General features: G+C 71.5%; 16 protein-coding genes, 1 tRNA gene and 1 pseudogene. 15 read left to right on the forward strand and 3 right to left on the reverse strand.

Going from position 1 to position 18,183, the window contains the following annotated elements; translation table 11 throughout:
- Positions 1-17 precede the first annotated feature (17 nt).
- Complete coding sequence (locus tag GA0070215_RS26350; RefSeq protein ID WP_036347056.1) at positions 18-1,748, forward strand: CTP synthase; 1,731 nt, start codon at positions 18-20, stop codon at positions 1,746-1,748.
- A gap of 34 nt (positions 1,749-1,782) precedes the next feature.
- Positions 1,783-2,388 (forward strand): NUDIX domain-containing protein, encoded by a 606-nt coding sequence (locus GA0070215_RS26355; RefSeq protein WP_091051173.1) that lies wholly within the window; start codon positions 1,783-1,785, stop codon positions 2,386-2,388.
- A gap of 67 nt (positions 2,389-2,455) precedes the next feature.
- Here the strand turns inward: GA0070215_RS26355 and GA0070215_RS26360 are convergent, their stop codons facing one another.
- On the reverse strand, positions 2,456-2,707 hold the full coding sequence (locus GA0070215_RS26360) for a TM2 domain-containing protein (RefSeq protein WP_018788825.1): 252 nt from the start codon (positions 2,705-2,707) through the stop codon (positions 2,456-2,458).
- A 288-nt stretch (positions 2,708-2,995) separates the two neighbouring features.
- Between GA0070215_RS26360 and ald the strand changes: the two genes are divergently transcribed.
- From ald to GA0070215_RS26410, 10 genes are all read left to right on the forward strand, one after another.
- The gene (ald, locus tag GA0070215_RS26365) at positions 2,996-4,111 is read left to right on the forward strand and encodes an alanine dehydrogenase (protein ID WP_091051177.1); all 1,116 of its coding nucleotides are present in this window, start codon (positions 2,996-2,998) and stop codon (positions 4,109-4,111) included.
- 11 nt (positions 4,112-4,122) lie between these two features.
- Positions 4,123-5,094 carry a site-specific tyrosine recombinase XerD gene (locus tag GA0070215_RS26370; protein ID WP_018788823.1) on the forward strand — a complete coding sequence of 324 codons (972 nt, stop codon included), beginning with the start codon at positions 4,123-4,125 and terminating at the stop codon, positions 5,092-5,094.
- Between the two features lie 194 nt (positions 5,095-5,288).
- On the forward strand, positions 5,289-6,212 hold the full coding sequence (locus tag GA0070215_RS26375) for a ParA family protein (RefSeq protein ID WP_018788822.1): 924 nt from the start codon (positions 5,289-5,291) through the stop codon (positions 6,210-6,212).
- A gap of 41 nt (positions 6,213-6,253) precedes the next feature.
- Positions 6,254-7,195, forward strand: a complete 942-nt coding sequence (locus GA0070215_RS26380) for a segregation and condensation protein A (RefSeq protein WP_244167161.1) — start codon at positions 6,254-6,256, stop codon at positions 7,193-7,195.
- Positions 7,196-7,199: 4 nt separating this feature from the next.
- The gene (gene scpB / locus GA0070215_RS26385; protein ID WP_091051180.1) at positions 7,200-8,102 is read left to right on the forward strand and encodes an SMC-Scp complex subunit ScpB; all 903 of its coding nucleotides are present in this window, start codon (positions 7,200-7,202) and stop codon (positions 8,100-8,102) included.
- Positions 8,089-8,859 (forward strand): pseudouridine synthase, encoded by a 771-nt coding sequence (locus GA0070215_RS26390; protein WP_026268694.1) that lies wholly within the window; start codon positions 8,089-8,091, stop codon positions 8,857-8,859. The genes scpB and GA0070215_RS26390 overlap by 14 nt, the downstream gene beginning before the upstream one ends.
- 169 nt (positions 8,860-9,028) lie before the next feature.
- Entirely contained in the window at positions 9,029-9,709 is a 681-nt protein-coding gene (gene cmk, locus GA0070215_RS26395) for a (d)CMP kinase (RefSeq protein ID WP_026268693.1), read from the forward strand.
- Between the two features lie 182 nt (positions 9,710-9,891).
- Positions 9,892-11,298, forward strand: a complete 1,407-nt coding sequence (gene der / locus GA0070215_RS26400; protein WP_026268692.1) for a ribosome biogenesis GTPase Der — start codon at positions 9,892-9,894, stop codon at positions 11,296-11,298.
- Positions 11,299-11,436: 138 nt separating this feature from the next.
- Positions 11,437-11,510, forward strand: a tRNA-Pro gene (locus tag GA0070215_RS26405).
- Between the two features lie 119 nt (positions 11,511-11,629).
- Positions 11,630-12,778 carry a site-specific integrase gene (locus GA0070215_RS26410; RefSeq protein WP_091051183.1) on the forward strand — a complete coding sequence of 383 codons (1,149 nt, stop codon included), beginning with the start codon at positions 11,630-11,632 and terminating at the stop codon, positions 12,776-12,778.
- A gap of 654 nt (positions 12,779-13,432) precedes the next feature.
- Here the strand turns inward: GA0070215_RS26410 and GA0070215_RS26420 are convergent.
- The gene (locus tag GA0070215_RS26420; RefSeq protein WP_091051187.1) at positions 13,433-14,770 is read right to left on the reverse strand and encodes a hypothetical protein; all 1,338 of its coding nucleotides are present in this window, start codon (positions 14,768-14,770) and stop codon (positions 13,433-13,435) included.
- Between the two features lie 576 nt (positions 14,771-15,346).
- Between GA0070215_RS26420 and GA0070215_RS26425 the strand changes: the two genes are divergently transcribed.
- Genes GA0070215_RS26425 through GA0070215_RS26435 form a run of 3 tightly spaced genes read left to right on the forward strand, consistent with a single transcriptional unit; the run spans position 15,347 to position 17,863 of the window.
- On the forward strand, positions 15,347-15,763 hold the full coding sequence (locus GA0070215_RS26425) for a hypothetical protein (protein ID WP_141708254.1): 417 nt from the start codon (positions 15,347-15,349) through the stop codon (positions 15,761-15,763).
- The gene (locus GA0070215_RS26430; protein ID WP_091051193.1) at positions 15,760-17,199 is read left to right on the forward strand and encodes a relaxase; all 1,440 of its coding nucleotides are present in this window, start codon (positions 15,760-15,762) and stop codon (positions 17,197-17,199) included. The genes GA0070215_RS26425 and GA0070215_RS26430 overlap by 4 nt, the downstream gene beginning before the upstream one ends.
- Complete coding sequence (locus GA0070215_RS26435; RefSeq protein WP_141708255.1) at positions 17,189-17,863, forward strand: hypothetical protein; 675 nt, start codon at positions 17,189-17,191, stop codon at positions 17,861-17,863. Before GA0070215_RS26430 ends, GA0070215_RS26435 begins: the two co-directional genes overlap by 11 nt.
- Before the next feature lie 83 nt (positions 17,864-17,946).
- On the opposite strand, the pseudogene GA0070215_RS26440 reads toward GA0070215_RS26435, so the two are convergent.
- Positions 17,947-18,183: pseudogene (locus tag GA0070215_RS26440) on the reverse strand (IS1634 family transposase); the annotation flags it as partial.

The following is an 18,183-nucleotide window of genomic DNA, read 5'->3' on the forward strand; positions in this document are numbered from 1 at the left end:
CGACACGGGAGCAGGCCTTGGCCCCTACAGCACGGACGACCAGGCACATTTTCGTCACCGGGGGCGTCGCCTCCTCGCTGGGTAAGGGCCTCACCGCCTCCAGCCTCGGCAGTCTGCTGACCGCGCGCGGACTGCGCGTGGTGATGCAGAAGCTCGACCCGTACCTGAACGTCGACCCCGGCACGATGAACCCGTTCCAGCATGGCGAGGTCTTCGTCACCGAGGACGGCGCCGAGACCGACCTCGACGTCGGCCACTACGAGCGGTTCCTCGACCGGGACCTCTCCGGCAAGGCGAACGTCACCACCGGACAGATCTACTCGGCGGTGATCGCCAAGGAGCGGCGCGGGGAGTACCTCGGCGACACGGTGCAGGTCATCCCGCACATCACCAACGAGATCAAGGCCCGGATCCTCGGCATGGCCGACCCGGACGCCGAGGGCCAGGTGCCCGACGTGGTGATCACCGAGGTCGGCGGCACGGTCGGCGACATCGAGTCGCTGCCGTTCCTGGAGTCGATCCGGCAGATCCGCCACGACCTGGGCCGGGACAACTGCTTCTACCTGCACGTGTCGCTGGTGCCGTACCTGGCGCCGTCGGGCGAGCTGAAGACCAAGCCGACCCAGCACTCGGTGGCGCAGCTGCGCAGCATCGGCATCCAACCCGACGCGCTGGTGCTGCGCTGCGACCGGGAGATTCCGGAGAAGGTCAAGGAGAAGCTGTCGCTGTACTGCGACGTGGACCGGGAGGCGGTCACCGCCGCGCCCGACGCGCCGAGCATCTACGACATCCCGAAGGTGCTGCACCGCGAGGGCCTCGACGCGTACGTGGTGCGCCGCCTCGGCCTGTCGTTCCGCGACGTGGACTGGACCCGCTGGGACGACCTGCTGGAGCGGGTGCACCAGCCCCGGCACACGATCACCGTCGCGCTGGTCGGCAAGTACGTCGACCTGCCCGACGCGTACCTGTCGGTGAGCGAGGCGATCCGGGCGGCGGGGTTCGGCCACCGCGCCCGGGTGCAGCTCAAGTGGGTGCCCAGCGACGACTGCGTGACCCCGGCGGGCGCCGCCGCGGCGCTGTCCGGCGTCGACGGCATCGTGATCCCCGGCGGCTTCGGCGTGCGCGGCATCGAGGGCAAGGTCGGCACCGCCCGGTACGCGCGGGAGAACGGCATCCCGCTGCTGGGCCTCTGCCTCGGCCTGCAGTGCATGGCCATCGAGGTGGCCCGCCACCTGGGCAACCTCGACGGGGCGAACTCGCTCGAATTCGACGAGGAGGCCGTGCACCCGGTCATCGCCACCATGGCCGACCAGGAGGACATCGTCGCCGGGCGCGGCGACCTGGGCGGCACCATGCGGCTCGGGGCGTACCCGGCGACGCTGGCCGAGGGCTCGATCGTCGCCGAGGCGTACGGCAGCACCGAGGTCAGCGAGCGGCACCGGCACCGGTACGAGGTGAACAACGCCTACCGGGACCAGCTCACCAAGGTCGGCCTGCGGATCTCCGGCACCTCGCCGGACGGGCGGCTGGTGGAGTTCGTCGAGCTGGACCGCGACCTGCACCCGTTCTTCGTGGCCACCCAGGCGCACCCGGAGCTCAAGAGCCGCCCCACCCGCCCGCATCCGCTGTTCGCCGCGTTCGTCGGCGCCGCCGTGGCGTACTCGCAGGCCGACCAGCTGCCGGTGGACCTGGACGGCGCGGCGGAGAAGACCGGGCGCCGCGGCGGCGCGAAGGCGTCGGCGAAGTGAGCGGCCGGTCCGCGCGGGCGCGCGGGGAGGCGGCGTGAGCGGCGTCGAGCACCGGTACGAGGTGACCGGCCGCCGGGAGATCTGGTCCGGCCGGATCTTCTCCGTGGTCAGCGACGACGTCACCATGCCCGGCGGCGGCAGCGCGACCCGCGACTACGTGCGGCACGTCGGCGCGGTCGCCGTGGTGGCGCTCGACGACGCCGGTCAGGTGGTGCTGATCCGCCAGTACCGGCACCCGGTCGGCCGGCACCTGTGGGAGCTGCCCGCCGGGCTGATGGACGTCGGCGGCGAGGACCTGGCCGCCGCCGCGCTGCGGGAGCTGGCCGAGGAGGCGGACCTGACCGCCGGGCGCGTCGACGTGCTCGTCGACCTGCACAGCTCGCCCGGCTTCGCCGACGAGGTGGTCCGGGTGTTCCTGGCCCGCGACCTGGCCGACGTGCCGGCCGGGCAGCGGCACGACCGGCGCGACGAGGAGGCCGACCTCCAGGTGGTCCGTGTGGACCTGGACGAGGCGGTGCGGATGGTGCTGGCCGGCGAGATCACCAACGCGTCCTGCGTGGCCGGGCTGCTCGCCGCCGCCCGCGCCCGGGACACCGGCTTCACCGAGCTGCGCCGCCCGGAGGCGCCGCTGCCGCGCTGATCCGGCGCGGACGACGAAGGGGCCGCGCGGTGCGACGCACCGCGCGGCCCCTTCCGTGTGCCGGCGCTCAGTCCCGCAGCGGCCGGCCCTGCCCGTCGACGCCGCCGTTGACGAGGATCAGGATGCCGTCGATGGTGCCCCAGAGCGCGCCGAAGCCGCAGGTCACGACGCTCACCACGAGCTGGAGGACGCCGGTCTTGGTGTCGCCCATGTAGAACCGCCCGGCGCCGAAGAACCCGAGCACAATGCCGAGAACACCCGCGACGACCTTGCTCTTGTCCGAGACGCCCTGCGGGTACTGCTGATAAGGAGTGGTCATGGGCGGACACAATAGTGATCGCTTCACGTCCTGTCGGTCTCGCCGCTCGCCCGGTGGGAAGATGTCACCGAACTTTGTCCTGTCGGCGGAGGGCGTCTCCACCGGGCAGTCCACGGCATGCCTGACACACCGTCAGGACCAGCGGGTACCGGATGTCACAGTGTCGCCGTCCGTGGGCTTCCCGCGGGCCTAGACTGCCGCCGGCGGGACAGGAGGACCGCGCCGGCAACGGAGCCGGCACGGCCACGCAGTCGGGGGTGAGCCGCCCCGGAGGAAGGTGTCTGCATCGTGAAGGTCGGAATCCCCCGCGAGGTCAAGAACCACGAGTACCGGGTGGCGATCACGCCCGCCGGCGTCAACGAGTTCACCCGCCACGGCCACGAGGTCTTCGTGGAGGCCGGCGCCGGCGTCGGCTCCAGCATCACCGACGACGAGTTCGCCGCCGCCGGCGCGAAGATCCTGGCCACCGCCGACGCGGTGTGGGACACCGCCGAGCTGGTGCTCAAGGTCAAGGAGCCGATCGCCGAGGAGTACCACCGGATGCGCGAGGGACAGGTGCTGTTCACGTACCTGCACCTGGCAGCGTCCCGCGAGTGCACCGACGCGCTTGTCGACCGGAAGGTCACCGGCATCGCGTACGAGACGGTCGAGCTGCCCGACCGCTCGCTGCCGCTGCTCGCCCCGATGTCCGAGGTGGCCGGCCGCCTCGCCCCGCAGGTGGGCGCCTTCTACATGATGCGCACCGGCGGCGGGCGCGGCGTGCTGCCCGGCGGCGTCTCCGGCGTGTACGCGGCCAAGACCGTGGTCATCGGCGCGGGCGTGTCCGGCCTGAACGCCGCCGCCATCGCGCTGGGCCTGCAGTCCGAGGTGCTGCTGCTGGACAAGAACGTGGCCCGGCTGCGCTCCGCCGACGCCATCTACCGGGGCCACCTGCAGACCGTCGCCTCCAACGCGTACGAGATCGAGCGGGCCGTGCTCGACGCGGACCTGGTCATCGGCGCGGTGCTGGTGCCCGGCGCGAAGGCCCCGAAGCTCATCTCCAACGAGCTGGTCTCCCGGATGAAGCCCGGCAGCGTGCTCGTCGACATCGCCATCGACCAGGGCGGCTGCTTCGAGGACTCGCGCCCGACCACGCACGCCGACCCGGTCTACAAGGTGCACGACTCGATCTTCTACTGCGTGGCGAACATGCCCGGCGCGGTGCCGAACACCAGCACCTACGCGCTGACGAACGTCACCCTGCCGTACGCCCTCGAACTCGCGAACCAGGGCTGGCAGCAGGCGCTGCGCAACGACCCGGCGCTGGCCCTGGGCCTGAACACCCACGCCGGGAAGGTCGTCTACGGCCCGGTCGCCGAGGCGCACGGCATGGACGTGCTGCCGCTGGACGAGGTGCTGAGCTGACCGAAGCCGCCGTGCGCAGGGCCGGCGCGGAACCCGCGCCGGCCCTGCGCCGTGCGGTCCGGACCTACCTGGACCACCTCACCGTCGAGCGCGGGCTGTCCGCGAACACGCTCGCGTCGTACCGCCGGGACCTGGACCGCTACCTCGCCACGCTCGCCGCGGCCGGGGTGGACGACCTGGCCGCCGCCGGGCCCGCGCAGGTCGAGGCCCACCTGGTCCGGCTGCGCGCGGGCGACGACGACCACCCGCCGCTGGCCGTCTCCTCCGCCGCCCGCGCCGCCAGCGCGGTCCGCGGTCTGCACCGCTTCGCGCTACGTGAGGGACTCGCCGGCGCCGACCCCAGCCGCGACGTCCGCCCGCCCGCGCCGCCGCGCCGGCTGCCCCGCGCGCTGCCCGTGGACGCGGTCCTGCGGCTGCTGGAGGCCGCCGATCTGCCCGGTGCCACCGGCGACGCCGCGGCCCGCGCGCTGCGCGACCGGGCGCTGCTGGAGTTCCTGTACGGCACCGGCGCGCGCATCTCCGAGGCGGTCGGCGCGGCGGTCGACGACCTCGACCTGGACGCCGGCACCGTGCTGCTGCGCGGCAAGGGCGGCCGGACCCGGCTGGTCCCGGTCGGCGGGTACGCGGCCGGCGCGCTGCGCGCCTGGCTGGTCCGGGGCCGCCCGGCGCTGCTCGCCGCCGGGCGCGGCACCCACGCGGTGTTCGTCAACGCCCGCGGCGGCCCGCTCACCCGGCAGGGCGCCTGGGCCGTGCTGCGCACCGCCGCCGCCCGCGCCGGCCTGCCGGTGGACGGGCCCGACGCGGTCTCGCCGCACACGCTGCGTCACTCGTACGCCACGCACCTGCTCGACGGTGGCGCGGACGTACGCGTGGTGCAGGAACTTCTCGGCCACGCCTCGGTGACCACCACCCAGGTCTACACGCTGGTGACAGTGGAACGGCTGCGCGAGGTGTACGCCACCGCCCACCCCCGGGCCCGCTGAGAGCCGGCGTGGTGATCCCGGCCTGACGGGCGGCCGACACGCCGACCCGCTACCGAACGCGCTGCTGGCCGGTGGCGTACAGTCGGCATCGGCGCGGGCCTCCAGGTGCGACGGACCGGAGGTGCGCAGCGGCGCCGCGAGGGACGTCGGACGGCTCCGACGCCAGGTGGTCGTCGGGAGGGGGCAACGAGGACATGGCAGGAAACGGTGACCGTGCCGAGACCTGGACGTCGGAGCTCCGTGAGCAGCAGGCGACGCTCGGCGCCGATCTCGGCCCCGCCGACCCGGCCGCCTACACCATGCGCAAGCCGATCCCCGAACCCATGCCGACCGACCGGCACGGCCCGGCGCGGATCATCGCGATGGCCAACCAGAAGGGCGGCGTCGGCAAGACCACGACGACCATCAACCTGGGTGCCGCCCTGGCCGAGTACGGCCGCAAGGTGCTGCTCGTCGACTTCGACCCGCAGGGCGCCCTCTCCGTCGGGCTGGGCGTCAACCCGCACAACCTGGACCTGTCGGTCTACAACCTGCTGATGCAGGACGACGTCACCGCCGAGGACGTCCTGATCAAGACCGACGTGGCCGGGCTGCACCTGCTGCCCGCGAACATCGACCTCTCCGCCGCCGAGATCCAGCTGGTGAACGAGGTCGCCCGCGAGATGGCACTGGCGCGGGTGCTGCGCAGCATCCGCAAGGAGTACGACTTCATCCTGATCGACTGCCAGCCCTCGCTGGGCCTGCTGGCGATCAACGCGCTCACCGTCGCGCACGGCGTGCTCATCCCGCTGGAGTGCGAGTTCTTCAGCCTGCGCGGTGTGGCGCTGCTGCTGGACACCATCGACAAGGTGCGCGAGCGGCTCAACTTCGACCTGGAACTCGAAGGCATCCTCGCCACCATGTACGACAGCCGCACCACCCACTGCCGCCAGGTGCTGCAGCGGGTGGTCGAGGCGTTCGGCGACAAGGTCTACCAGACCGTCATCACCAAGACGGTGAAGTTCCCGGAGTCCACGGTGGCCGGTGCGCCGATCACCACCCTCGACCCGGCCTCCTCCGGCGCGCGCAACTACCGGCAGCTCGCGCGGGAGGTCATCGCCGCCCAGACGGACCGGTAGGGCGCACGCCGGCCGCCCGCCGCGTCGTCTACGGTTTCCCGGTGACCGCACCGCCCCTCGACCCGCCGCACGGCCCCGGCGACCCCGCCGCCGCCGTCGAGGTCGACGGCGCGGTGCCCGCCACCTCGGAGACCAGCGGCTTCACGGTCCGGCTGGACAACTTCACCGGCCCGTTCGACCTGCTGCTCCAGCTCATCAGCAAGCACAAGCTGGACGTCACCGAGGTCGCCCTGCACAAGGTCACCGACGAGTTCATCGCGTACCTGCGCGCCATGGGCGACCAGTGGGACCTGGACGAGACGAGCGAGTTCCTGCTGGTGGCCGCCACGCTGCTCGACCTGAAGGCGGCCCGGCTGCTGCCCTCGGCCGAGGTCGAGGACGAGGCGGACCTGGCGCTGCTGGAGGCGCGTGACCTGCTGTTCGCCCGGCTGTTGCAGTACAAGGCGTACAAGGAGGCCGCCGCGCACATCGCCGAGCTGGAGGCGGTCGGCGGCCGGCGCTACCCGCGGGCGGTGACCCTCGAACCGCGGTACGCCGAGGCGCTGCCCGACCTGGTGCTCGGCATCGGTCCGGAGCGGCTGCGCAAGCTCGCGGTGAAGGCGATGAGCCCGAGACCGGTGCCCGAGGTCTCCATCGCGCACGTGCACATGGTCCGGGTCAGCGTCCGGGAACACGCCGGCATCATCGCCGACCGGCTGCGCCGCGCCGGGGTCGCCACGTTCTCGCTGCTCTGCGCCGACTGCGAGATGACGCTCGAGGTGGTGGCCCGGTTCCTGGCGCTGCTGGAGCTGTACCGGCAGGGCCTCGTCGCGTTCGTGCAGGAACAGGCGCTGGAGGAGCTGACCGTCCGCTGGACCGGCCCGGCCGACGGCGGGGCCGAGCTGACGGTCGACGAGTACGCCGGCAGCCCCGAACCCACCACCACGTCCGTCCCCGCCGCGCCGGCCGACGCGGCCGACGAACCCGCACCGACGCAGGAGTGAACGGATGAGCGACCAGGAACGCCGCGACTCCCTGGCCGACCAGGCCGCCGCCTGGGTGCCCCCATGGGAGCGTCCCGCCCCGCGCACGCCCGCCCCGGACGACTCCGGCGCCACCGCCGAGCAGCCGGACCCGGCGGGGCCGATCCCTTCCAAGATCGCCACAACCGGGCCGGATCTTGGTACGGGGGCGCCCCCCGAGGGGTGGGACCCCACCAAGATCTCGGGAGAGAGCGGGTCGGACGTCGGCACGTCCGGGCGGAACCCGGCGGATCAGGGGAGCGGGGAAGCGGCAACGGGCGGCGTACCCCCTGGGCGGGGACGGCGGCGGGCGGTGCCGGAACCGGCGCCCGCGCCCGTCCTCGACCACGCGGAGCTGCGCGGCGCCCTGGAGGCGATCCTGCTCGTGGTCGACCAGCCGGTCAGCGAACTGGTCCTGGCCGAGGTCCTCGAACAGGCCCCGGAACGGGTCGGCGCGATGCTCGACGAGATCGCCGCCGGATACACCGCCGCCGGACACGGATTCGAACTGCGCCGGGCCGCGGGTGGCTGGCGTCTCTACACGCGGCCGGAATACGCGACGTACGTGGAACGGTTCGTGCTGGACGGGCAGTCCGTACGACTGACCCAGGCCGCGCTGGAGACGCTCGCCGTGGTCGCCTACCGGCAGCCGGTGACCCGTTCCCGCATCTCGGCCATCCGGGGTGTCAACTGCGACGGGGTGCTCCGTACCCTGGTGGGTCGCGGCCTGGTCGAGGAGTGCGGCACCGAAGCGGACAGCGGGGCCTACCTCTACCGGACCACCACCATGTTCCTGGAGAAGCTGGGGCTCAACTCGGTGGACGACCTGCCGCCGCTCGCCCCGTTCCTCCCCGACGACGTAGAAGAGCTTGCCGATGCGACGCGATGACCGTGCCCCGAAGCCCGACGCCCCCGTGTACGAGGGCGCCGAGCGCCTCCAGAAGGTGCTCGCCGCCGCGGGGGTGGGTTCCCGGCGCGCCTGCGAAGACCTGATCTTCCGGCGCCGGGTCACAGTGAACGGGCGGGTGGCGCAGCTCGGCGACAAGGCCGACCCGGCCCGCGACGTGATCGTCGTCGACGGCGAACGGCTCCAGGCCGACGTCCGCCTGGTCTACGTGGCGATGAACAAGCCGCGCGGCGTGGTCACCACCATGGCCGACGAGAAGGGCCGCACCGAACTCGCCGACTTCATCGGCGCGCGGCTGGAGCAGCGGGTCTACCACGTCGGGCGGCTGGACGCCGACAGCGAGGGTCTGCTCCTGCTCACAAACGACGGCACCCTCGCCCACAAGCTCATGCACCCGTCGTACGAGGTTCTCAAGACCTACCTCGCCGAGGTGGCCGGGCCGATCCCGCGCAACCTCGCCAAGCGGCTGACCACCGGCGTCGAGCTGGAGGACGGGCCGGTGAAGGTCGACGGGTTCAAGCTGGTCGACACACTCGGCAAGACCGCCCAGGTGGAACTGACCCTGCACGAGGGGCGCAAACACATCGTCCGGCGCCTGATGGCCGAGGTGGGACACCCGGTGTCCCGTCTGGTCCGTACCTCGATCGGTCCGATCAAGCTCGGCGACCTGCGCACCGGGCGGCTGCGGCGGCTCACCAACGCGGAGGTCGCCGCCCTGTTCAAGGCGGTGGGTGACTGACCCGCCGATCCGGGTACGGCTCCCGGTAGGCTTCGACGCGGTCCGCGGCCGGCACACGCCGGCCGGCGGGACGCCCGCGCGGCGCGGGCATGATTGACGACAGAACCATCCGCTCAACGGCGCCTGACAAAAAGGGCGACCCGCGAGGTACGGGCTGAGGAGGACAACGGTGGAGGAAAACGTACGGGCCGGGCGATGCGTGGTCGCTGTGGACGGGCCGTCCGGTTCGGGGAAGTCCACCGTGTCGCGGCGACTGGCGACCGGCCTCGGCGCCCGCTACCTCGACACCGGCGCCATGTACCGGGCGCTGACCTGGGCGGTCCTGCGCTCCGGCGTGGAACTCACCGACGCCGAGTCGGTCGCGAAGGTCGCCGCCGAGGCCGACCTGCGCATCGGCACCGACCCCCAGGGGTACGCCGTGACAGTCGACGGCACCGACGTGTCCACCGCCATCCGCGGCGCCGAGGTGACCGGAGCGGTGTCCGCGGTCGCCGCCGTCGCCGCCGTACGCGAACTGCTCGTCGACCGGCAGCGGCGGGTGATCGCCGACGCGGGCCGGATCGTGGTCGAAGGCCGGGACATCGGCTCGGTGGTCGCGCCCGACGCGGACCTGAAGGTCTACCTGACCGCCTCCGAGGCGGCGCGCGCGCAGCGGCGCAGCGCCGAGGACGCCGCCGATGTCGCGGCGACCGCCGCCGACCTGTCCCGCCGGGACCGGCTCGACTCGACCCGCAAGGTCAACCCGCTCCAGCAGGCCCCCGACGCGATCGTGCTGGACACCACCGAGCTGGGCATCGACGAGGTAGTGGCCCGGCTGCGCGAGATGCTCACCGAGCGGGGTGTCGCGTGAGCGCGAGGAGTGAGCGGGTTGTGCGAGCCCCGCAGTCGCGAACGAAGGGCGGTGCCGCGTGAGCGCGAGGAGTGAGCGGGTTGTGCGAGCCCCGCAGTCGCGAACGAGGGGCGGTGCCGCGTGAGCGCGAGGAGCGAGCGGGTTGTGCGGGCCCCGCAGTCGCGAACGAAGGGCGGTGCCGCGTGAGCGAGGATTTCGGAGGCTGGGTGGAGTTGCGTGAGCCGGAGGCCGACTCCGGTGAGCCGACCGGCCCACAGCCAGTCGTAGCAGTGGTAGGCCGTCCCAATGTCGGCAAGTCCACGCTCGTCAACCGCATTATCGGCCGCCGGCAGGCGGTCGTGGAGGACATTCCCGGCGTGACCCGGGACCGGGTGCCCTACGACGCGCAGTGGAACGGCCGGGCGTTCACAGTGGTGGACACCGGCGGCTGGGAGCCCGACGCCAAGGACCGGGCCGCGGCCATCGCCGCGCAGGCCGAGACGGCGGTGGTCACCGCCGACGTGGTGCTGTTCGTGGTGGATGCCATGGTCGGCTCGACCGACGTGGACGAGGCCGCGGTGAAGATGCTGCGCCGCAGCGCCAAGCCGGTGATCCTGGTCGCCAACAAGGCCGACAACACCACCATCGAGATGGAGGCGACCTCGCTGTGGTCGCTCGGCCTCGGTGAGCCGTTCCCGGTCTCGGCGCTGCACGGCCGCGGCTCCGGCGACCTGCTCGACGCGATCCTGGACGCGCTGCCCGAGGCGCCGAAGATCGTGGAGAACCGGCCGCGCGGCCCGCGCCGGGTGGCGCTCGTGGGCCGCCCCAACGTGGGCAAGTCCAGCCTGCTCAACCGCTTCTCCGGCGAGGAACGGGCGGTGGTCGACTCGGTCGCGGGCACCACTGTGGACCCGGTCGACAGCCTGGTCGAGATCGGCGGCGAGACGTGGCAACTGGTCGACACCGCCGGTCTGCGCAAGCGGGTCGGCAAGGCCAGCGGCACCGAGTACTACGCCAGCCTCCGTACCGCCTCGGCGATCGAGGCGGCCGAGGTCGCCGTGGTGCTGATCGACTCCAGCGAGGTGATCAGCGAGCAGGACCAGCGGATCCTCACCATGGTCGTCGAGTCCGGCCGGGCGCTGGTCATCGCGTTCAACAAGTGGGACCTGGTCGACGGCGACCGCCGCTACTACCTGGACAAGGAGATCGACCGGGAGCTGCGGCGCATCCCCTGGGCGATCCGGCTGAACCTGTCCGCGAAGACCGGCCGCGCCGTCGACAAGCTAGCGCCCGCGCTGCGCAAGGCCCTGGCCAGCTGGGAGACGCGCATCCCCACCGCGCAGCTCAACCAGTGGCTCACCGCGCTGGTCCAGGCCACCCCGCACCCGGTACGCGGCGGACGCGCGCCGCGCATCCTGTTCGCCACCCAGGCCGGGGCGGCACCGCCGCGCTTCGTGCTGTTCACCACCGGCCCGCTGGACGCCGGCTACCAGCGCTTCGTCGAGCGCAAGCTCCGCGAGGAGTTCGGCTTCGAGGGCAGCCCGATCGAGATCTCGGTACGCCCGCGCAAGAAGCTGGGCCCCGGCGGCCGGGGCAAGGCCCACGGCTGACCCGCTCCCTGCCGCACGCCACCCTCCTAGGACGCTCTAGGGGATGTGGCGCGCGGCGCGGGAGGGGCCTCTGCGCACGGTGCGAAGATCCTGCGCTAAGCTGTATCGGCTGCCGCGGGGGAGACCTGGCGGGGGCATCGGGACGTGGCGCAGCTTGGTAGCGCACTTGACTGGGGGTCAAGGGGTCGTCGGTTCGAATCCGGCCGTCCCGACTGGTATTCACCAGCGGATATAGAAGATCATGTGTGATCTTGCGGTAACGCTGGCGGTAACGGAGATCGCTTAACGTGGGCTGCATCCCTCGATCCCGTTACTGCGGAGGTGCAGCCGCATGGCTGTCTACAGCTACCGCCTCGCCAACGGCCAAGCCCGCTGGTTCTTCATCATCGACCTTCCGCCCGACACCAACGGGCGCCGCCGTCAGCACAAGCGGCAGGGATTCCCCAACCAGGCCGCAGCGTTGAAGGCGGAGGACGAAGCGCGCGCCGCGTACGGCGGAGCGGATCTCGGCGCGGACGGCAGCGTCGCCGCGGAGTTGGAGAGCTGGCTCAACGAGCGCGAGTTGGACGTCCAGGAGACAACGCTCAGCAACTACCGGGACGTCATTCGTTGCTACGTGGTGCCGCACATCGGCGGCCGGCAGCTCTATGCACTCGACAAGCGGGTCATCCACGACCTCTACAAGAAGCTGCTGAAGAGTGGCGGCAAGAACGGTACGCCGCTGTCGCCGACCACCGTCCGCATCGTCCACCGGATCCTGATGAAGGCACTGGGTGACCTTGGGGTCAACGTCGACGGTGTACGGCAACCCCGGCAGGCCGAGCGGGAGACGATGGGGCGTAAGGGCGTCTGGACGCCGGCGCAGTCGGCGAAGTTCCTGAAGCACCACGCCGACCACCGGCTGCGTGCCGCGTGGGTGCTGGCAATCGTCGTCGGCACCAGGCGAGGGGAACTGGCCGGTCTGAAATGGCCGCGGGTCGACCTCGACCGGGGTGTTCTGCTGCTGCACTGGCAACGCACCACGACCAGCAACGGGGTGGTGGAGAAGGCGCCCAAGGGCAAGAGCAAGCGGGCGGTGGCGCTCGGACCGGCCCTGGTAGCGGAGCTGCTCGCCCACCAGACGCGCCAGGCGGTGGAGAAGGCCGACGCCGGCGTCCTCTACCACGACGGCGGTTACCTGTTCTGCCGAGAGGACGGGGAGCCGTACTACCCGAAGTACTTCACCGACCAGTGGGCGAAGGCGTGCGTTGACGCCAGCGTTCCGGTGATCGCCCTGCACGATGCGCGGCACACCTCCGCTACCACCGGTGCTGACGCTGGCGTTCCCGAGCACGTGATGCAGCGGCGGCTCGGTCACGCCGACAGTCGGACCACGCGGGAGGTCTACACCCACGTGTTGCCGGAGAGCGAGCGTCGGGCAGCGGAGCTGATGGAGGCGGTGCTCGGAGACGCTGCGACCTGGTCACCGTCAGCCAACTGAGCTTCACGGCGAGCTGTAGTGCCGCGCTGCGGGCCTTCTCTCTGGATGCCGTGCCTGCTGCTGGTTGGCAGCGGACCGGCAACTACCGGACCGCATGGTCCTACCCAACACCGGGAGGCACCTGGTGGGCCGATGACGGCAGGGGAGGGAGAAGGCGATGTCGACTACCACCGCCGTAGGACGTGGAGCGGAGCCGGCCGGCAGCAGGGACGTGTGGACCATGGAGGCCGTGCGAGCGCTTGGAACCACTACCGATGTGGAGACTGCGGGATCAGTCTTGGGCATCGGGCGGACAAAGGCCTACGCGTTGGCCAAGGCGGGCCAGTTCCCGGTGCGGGTTCTGCGCGTGGGGCGCCGGTACCTCGTGCCGGTCCCAGCAATCCTCAAGCTGCTCGACCTCGAGTAGCGGTAGTCGCCGGGCTTCGTGGGCTCTCGTTGACAGGAGCAGCAAGGACTGACGCCAGCATCTTGTCGCTCCACTCGGCCAACTCAGCCGTGACATGGTGGCAACCCGCGGACGATGAAGCGGCATCGGGCCATATGCCGCAAGCGTTGGCCTCCCGTCACAGCACCCCATCAGCGATTCTGGCGGTCAGCTGTTCGTCCGGTCCATTTCGCCGTGTGTCGTCGTCAGGACCGCAGTGCGGGGAGACCTCAGGCGACGTGGTCGCGCGGCAACGCCCTTGCGGGCAGGACCAGCACCTTCCCGTTCTCCCGCTCGACGAGTCCGATCTCGACATCGGGAAGCTCCGAAACGGCGACGGACTCCTCAGCCGCAAGTTGGCGCAGGCGGCCCGGCCAGCCAAGCAGGTTGTTCACCTCACCTTGCGTGAGAAGGCGGTCCGTGAAGCTCTTGGAAGGAGCGCGGAGCCGGAGTTCCGCCAGTCCGGCCAGGAGTGCGTGCATCTCGTCCTGTAGCTCGTCCACGCTTCGCTGCTCGTCCTGCAGCATCGTCGTGAAGCGACGGAAGTTCAGCTCCGGAGACTTCTGCGCGTGCTCCACAGCTTGAAGAACTGCGACACGTCGTTTCGTGGCGATCGCGAGCGAGGCGAGCCGGAGCTGGATGCGGAAGGTGCCGTTGGGCTGGTCGATGCCGGGGAATGCCTTGATGAGGTCAGCGATCTCTACACCATCAGAAGAGAACGCAGCGAGTTTCGCCCGCCATGTGCTGGCCCTACGGGTGGCTGCGGCGATGGCAGTGTCGACGGTGTGCACCGCGGCGTCCAGGCCAAGGGAATGCCCGGCCTCACCCTTGTCGAGCAGGAGCGCGGCAGTTCTCTCGACGGCGGCCGTCGCCGCGTTGAGGCGATCGCGCTCGGCGTCGAGGTCACCGGCGGTCAGATCCTCGAGAAGCTCGGTGACTCTCTCCATGGCCTTGCGGCGTTGCTCCTCGGCATACACGCTCGCAGCGGTGGCGACGGCGAGCAGAACGAACGCTGCTGCGGCGGTGACCATGCCGGCGCCGGTCGCCGCCTTTGCGGTGCCGCTCATCGCCCCGGTAACGCCTGGTCGTGACGCGTCGGCTGTCACTGGGACGAAGGTAGCCTGCTTCACGATTCCCGACTTTCCCAGGATGGCACTATGGATCCCGCTGTCGATGCCCTTGGCAGGCATGGGCCGAACTAGACCTTCGCCGAGCTGTGCTGCCACCGACTTCGGCACCACCATGCGGTACAGCGTCTCGGTCGACTTGGTGGCGCTGGCCGCCCCTGAGGAAGCGTTCGCCGGCACCTTCAACAGGTTCCGGAGCTGCACGGCAAGAGGCGAAGCGGCGTCGAGGAGTCTTCCGCCTCGGAGGTCGGCCTCTGCGGGGAGCGGATACGCCTCCACCGTGACCAGCGGCGTTTCGAGAAACGCGGCGAGCGCCTGTCGCAGCCCGGCAAGCCGCTCCGGGGTCATCCCCTTGTGGTCCACAGGAAGCTCAGCTGCCCGCGAAACCTTCTCGGGGTCCGTCGCCAGGGTCCAAACCGGCACCTGCAAGTGGTCCGTCACGCCGTTCCGCCGTTCCTAGTCGTGGCGAGCGCCTTCGAGACTAACCATTGCTCTGCCGAGAGCAAGATATGGCCATTGCTTATCGATCTGCGACCGGGCGCGGTCGCAGATCGGCAATGGAGGCAGCTCCGCGCCCGCAGCGCCGGCCCCGCTTGGGCGTCCGGTTGCATGCGGCCAGGTAGGTGCGGACGAACGGGACCAGTCTCCGGCCCACGCCTACGCCCAGGCCTGATGGACGGCACAGGCGCGCAGGCCGCAGGATAACCCCTGCTACCGCGCCGCTTCCGCTCCTCGCCGCTGCGCGGCTGCGGTGCGGGTCGGCTTGCTCTCGAATGGCTACCGCAGCGCCCGCCGGCGACCGCAACGACGCCAGCAGGTCGGGCAGGCGCCAGCTTGGCCTTCCCGGACCAGGACGTCAGACCGCGCCCCGAGCTGGTCTATACCCGAGCGTCGTCGGTGGGTACACGGACGGACCTCACCCAGGCATACGTGGCGAGACCTTGTACGCCGACAAGCCGGCGTTGGTAGCCCTGGACGCTCACTTGCCGGCAGCGCCCAGGGCACACAGTGGCGGCGATGGACAACGATCAGCCCGCCCCACCCCGCAAGGCCCGGCACCGTGCCCACCATCGACCGGCCCGCCCGCACGCGATGCTGCTCCGACTGTCGGACGAGGAAAAGGCTGCGATCGACGCGGCAGCCGCAGCTGCGGACCTGACCGCCACGGGATACGCAGCCAAGGCGGCCGTCGCCGCCGCGACCGCCGGCCAGGCTGCCAGCGACGCGATCGGTGACCTGCGAGGCCTGCAGCATGAGCTGTTCGCCGCCCGCCGGGCCGTGGTGATGTTTGGCAACAACGTCAACCAGGCCGCTGCGGCCCTTAACGCCATCGGCCAGCTGCCGGAGTGGACCACCGACGCCGTCCGCCTTTGTGCCGCAGCGGTGGCTCGGCTCGACGAGGTGATCTCCCTGGTCCATCGGAGACTGCGGTGATCACCCGCGTGCACCGACGCGGTTCGCGGGTCGGCGGACTGCTGCGCTACCTGTGGGGCCCGGGTAAGGCGGAGGAGCACGCCAACCCCCACCTGGTGGCCGCCTGGGACGGCGCGGGGTCGCTGGCGGATCTGGAGCCGAACGTCACCGCCCGCGGCAAGCGGGACATCCGGGCGCTGACTGCGCTACTCGAGCAACCGGTCCGGGCGGGCTACCGGCCGCCGAACAAGTTCGTCTGGCACGCCAGCATGCGGCTGGCGCCCGAGGACCGGCACCGCACCATCAGTGACTCGACGTGGGCAGGCATGGCGGTGCAGATGCTCACTGAGGTCGGTGTCGCCACCACCGCCGCTGATCCGGGCCTGCGGTGGATCGCCATGCGGCATGCCGATGACCACGTGCACATCGTTGCCACGCTGGTGCGCGAGGACGGGCGTACCAACTGGATGCGCAACGACTACCCGCGCTGCGTCAAGGCCACCTACCACGTCGCCCGCCGCTACAACCTGCACCGCCGGATCCCGCCGGCGGACCGGACCGCCCACCGCCGTCCCCACCCGGTGGAGGTCAGCAAGGCCCGCCGCACCGGCCGCGCCCAGACACCCCGCGACGAGCTGCGCCGGCGCGTACGCAGGGCGGTGGCCGCAGCCGGTTCGGAGGAGGAGTTCTTCACCCTGCTCCGGGAGGCAGGGGTGCTGGTCCGCCTCCGACGCAGCAGCACCAACGCCCAGCAGATCACCGGGTACGCGGTGGCGCTTCCCGGCGCCCGGACCGCCGGCGGACAACCGGTGTACTTCGGTGGCGGCCGGCTGGCGCCCGACATGACCCTGCCCAAGCTGCGGCTTCGCTGGGGCACCCCACCCCCGCAGCCGGCGGCACCATCGGTCGGCCGCAGCGAACGTGTCGAGGCAATGCGCCAGGCCGCCAAGGTCGCCACCGCGGCCGCCGACGACATCCGCCGCGCTGCCCGTACCGAACCGGGCCGGGTGCAGGCCACCGCGGTCGCCGCGGCGGATCTGCTCACCAGCTTGGCGTACGCGATGGAGGGTGACCGGCGCGGGCCGCTACACCGGGCCCCTGAGGTCTTTGACCGGGCGGCCCGGGACCTGTACGGGCGGGTCCGTCGGCCCACCGGCCGCGGCCAGGAGATGCGCGCTATGTCGCGGCTGGTAGCGCTGATGGGCCGCATCTCCGGCGACGACGACGCCATGGCTGCGCTCGCGCTGGTGACGGACCTGGCCCGCCTCGCCGACACCGTCGAGCAGCTGCGCACGGCACAGCAGCGCCTGCACCAGGCCGAGGCGGCGCGAGCCGCGGCCGATGCGTTGCGGCTGGTAGCGGGTGGCCGGCAACCGGCGGTAACGCTGCCGCTCACTGCCGTGCCCGCCTCCGAACCGACAGTGGGAGGCGGCCGACGCGCTGGACGTGGCCGCTGAGCAGGCAAGGGAGGTGCACGTGCCGCACCCGCAGCAACACGAGGACCCGATGGCCGAGACCCGCCAGCAGTTCTTGCAGGGGCTGGCCACGATGGCAACCGTCGGCGAGGCCGGCGCCCGCTGGGCCGCCGTCGGCATCCAGAACAAGGCCGCCGACCGCGAACGCCAAGCCCACCGCGACCAGGCCGCCGCGGCAGCCCGTCGCGAAGCCGACCGATTGGCAGCCAAGGTACGCGTGGACCGCGATCGGATGGCATCGTCACTCGACGGCGACTGGCTGCTCAACAAGGCCACCTTCGCCGAGGCCGCCGCCGTCTGGCGGACCGCGACGATCCACGCCAGCGCCGACCCGGTCGCCCGGCGGGCAGCGGAGTTCGCCGAGCAACGACTACGCCAGTTCCGCCCCGACCTGATAGCCGCCTACGAACGACACCGGCAAGCCGGCAGCGCTATTCCCGAGGCCATGCGCGCCGCCGCCCGGGACGTGTGGGAGAACGACGCCCGCGCCGGCCGCCGGCAGCACGGCGCTCGCGCCCATGGCGGCACACCCGACCGGCAGGGAATCACCCCCGACGGACCCGCCGCCCTGCCGCAGGGTGGCCGTGGGCAGGTCGACGACTTCGACGCCGCTGTCCCTGCGTTCCGCAGCTCGGCGTCGATATAGGCGGCGGATCTGGGCTGTGAGCTGGGCAGACAGGGGTAGGCCCGGTGACGGGGCGTGTCACTAGGCGGCTGTGTTGTTGCAGGTCAGGTGGTTGCGGGTGTGGCGTCGAAGATGCGGGGCGGTTCGGTGATCCGCAGTTTCGTGAGCAGGGCCTTCTGGGGTTGGGACAGCTCGGTGCGCTGGGTGAACGTGCCGGCGGGGCCGGTGAACACGCCGAGGTGCAGCCGGTCGATCTCGGTGCGGATCGCGGTCCAGGTGCGGCCGGTCTCGGTCTCGGCGACGCGGATGAGCAGCAGGGCCAGCCAGCAGAGCAGGATGTG

This window comes from Micromonospora marina (assembly GCF_900091565.1).
Classification (GTDB): Bacteria; Actinomycetota; Actinomycetes; order Mycobacteriales; family Micromonosporaceae; genus Micromonospora; species Micromonospora marina.

Bases quoted from the DNA above. Each gene is read 5' to 3' on its own strand.
- GA0070215_RS26360 (WP_018788825.1), bottom strand. From the start codon at position 2,707: ATGACCACTCCTTATCAGCAGTACCCGCAGGGCGTCTCGGACAAGAGC.
- GA0070215_RS26375 (WP_018788822.1), top strand. From the start codon at position 5,289: ATGGCAGGAAACGGTGACCGTGCCGAGACCTGGACGTCGGAGCTCCGT.
- scpB (WP_091051180.1), top strand. From the start codon at position 7,200: ATGAGCGACCAGGAACGCCGCGACTCCCTGGCCGACCAGGCCGCCGCC.
- GA0070215_RS26390 (WP_026268694.1), top strand. From the start codon at position 8,089: ATGCGACGCGATGACCGTGCCCCGAAGCCCGACGCCCCCGTGTACGAG.
- GA0070215_RS26410 (WP_091051183.1), top strand. From the start codon at position 11,630: ATGGCTGTCTACAGCTACCGCCTCGCCAACGGCCAAGCCCGCTGGTTC.
- GA0070215_RS26425 (WP_141708254.1), top strand. From the start codon at position 15,347: ATGGACAACGATCAGCCCGCCCCACCCCGCAAGGCCCGGCACCGTGCC.